1 protein-coding gene is annotated in these 2,014 nt (G+C 52.2%); it reads left to right on the top strand.

Features of this window, described 5'->3' with window-relative positions:
* On the top strand, positions 1-2,014 hold a 2,014-nt coding region (locus QT974_RS30805), incomplete at both ends, for a CHAT domain-containing protein (RefSeq protein ID WP_333472176.1).

The following is a 2,014-nucleotide window of genomic DNA, read 5'->3' as shown; positions in this document are numbered from 1 at the left end:
GGGGAAGGGAATGCACTGGGGAATTTGGGAGGTGCTTACCTCTCTCTGGGCAACTCGGCCAAAGCCATTGAGTATTCACAGCAGTGCTTAGCGATCGCCCGCGAAATCAAAAACCGCCAAGCGGAAGGGGCAGCACTGGGCATTTTGGGAGAGGCTTACAAATATCTGGGCAACTATGGCAAAGCTATTGAGTATACACAGCAGTGGTTAGCCATCGCCCGCGAAATTAAAAACCGCGACGGGGAAGGGAATGCACTGGGCAATTTGGGAAATGCTTACCTCTATTTGGGCAACTATGGCAAGGCCATTGAGTATTCACAGCAGAGTTTAGCCATCGCCCGCGAAATTAAAAACCGCGACGGGGAAGGGAATGCACTGGGGAATTTGGGAGGTGCTTACCTCTCTCTGGGCAACTATGCCAAAGCCATCGAGTATGCACAGCAGAGTTTAGCCATCGCCCGCGAAATAAAACACCGCCGAGGGGAAGGTGCGGCACTGGGTAATTTGGGAGCCGCTTACATCTCTCTGGGCACTTATGCCAAAGGCATTGAGTATGCACAGCAACTGTTAGCGATCGCCCGCGAAATCAAAGACCGCAAAGGGGAAGGGGATGCACTGGGCACTTTGGGAATCGTTTACATCAATCTGGGCAACTATGCCCAAGCCATTGAGTATTCAGAGCAACAGTTAGCTATCGCCCGCGAAATCAAAAACCGCGACGGGGAAGGGAATGCACTGGGCAATTTGGGAATCGCTTACCGCTTTCTGGGCAACTATGCTAAAGCCATTGAGTATACCCAGCAACAGTTAGCGATCGCCCGCGAAATTAAAGACCGTCGAGGAGAGGGTCTGGCATTGGGCAATTTGGGAGCCGTTTACATCAATCTGGGCAACTATGCCCAAGCCATTGAGTATTCAGAGCAGTGCTTAGCGATCGCCCGCGAAATTAAAAACCGCCAGAGCGAGGGTGGGGCGCTCAACAACCTCGGAGCGGCATTCTTCGAGGCTGGCAATCTAACAGAAGCTGAAAAAATGCTCGTGAATGGGATTCAAGTTTGGGAATCGATGCGGCAAATGCTCGGCTCCAACGACGCTAATAAAGTCTCCATCTTTGAAGAACAAGCTCGCACCTATCGCCTTCTACAACAAGTTCGTGTGGCTCAGAATAACCCGATCGCCGCTTTAGAAATTGCCGAACGGGGACGTGCCCGCGCCTTTGTCGATCTCATGACAGAGCGCTTATCAACTGGTGATGCCAATTCGGTCATCGCCACTGCTCCCAACCAAGATCAAATCCGACAAATCGCCAAAGCACAGAACGCCACTTTGGTGCAGTATTCCATCATCTACAACGAATTTCAGATTCAGGGAAAAAGCGAACCGCGTGAATCTGCGCTCTACATCTGGGCGATTCAACCGACAGGCGAAATTACCTTCCGCCAAGTTGACCTCAAACCCCTTTGGCAAAAATACAACGCCTCTCTAGCCAGCTTGATCGTGGGCAATCAAGAATTCCTCGCTGTCCGCAGTCGGAGCAGTCTAGGCTCCACCCAACCCCAACCCGACTTACCGACGCTGCATCAATTGCTGATCGATCCAATTGCCAGTCTCCTACCAAAAGACCCCAATGCCCACGTCATTTTCATTCCTCAACGATCACTCTTCCAGGTGCCCTTCCCCGCCCTGCAAGATGCCAACGGCACTTACTTAATCGAGAAACACACCATTCTCACCGCCCCTTCGATTCAAGTGTTGGATTTAACCCGGCAACAACGACAGAAGTTAGCACAGAAGCCAGCCAACGATCGCGGCAGGGCTCTAGTCTTGGGCAATCCCACGATGCCGATCGTGTCTGCCTATCTCGGAGCTCCCAAACAGCAATTGTCTCCTCTACCTGGAGCCGAAGCTGAAGCGATCGCGATCGCGCCTCTGCTCAACACCCAAGCCATCACAGGCGCGCAAGGGACAAAAGCTGCGATCGTCCAAAAAATGCCGCAAGCATCAATTATTCACC

The organism is Microcoleus sp. BM001215392, assembly GCF_036700185.1.
In the GTDB taxonomy this organism is placed as follows: Bacteria; Cyanobacteriota; Cyanobacteriia; order Cyanobacteriales; family Microcoleaceae; genus Microcoleus.
This window is presented reverse-complemented; position numbering and strand designations above follow the sequence as displayed.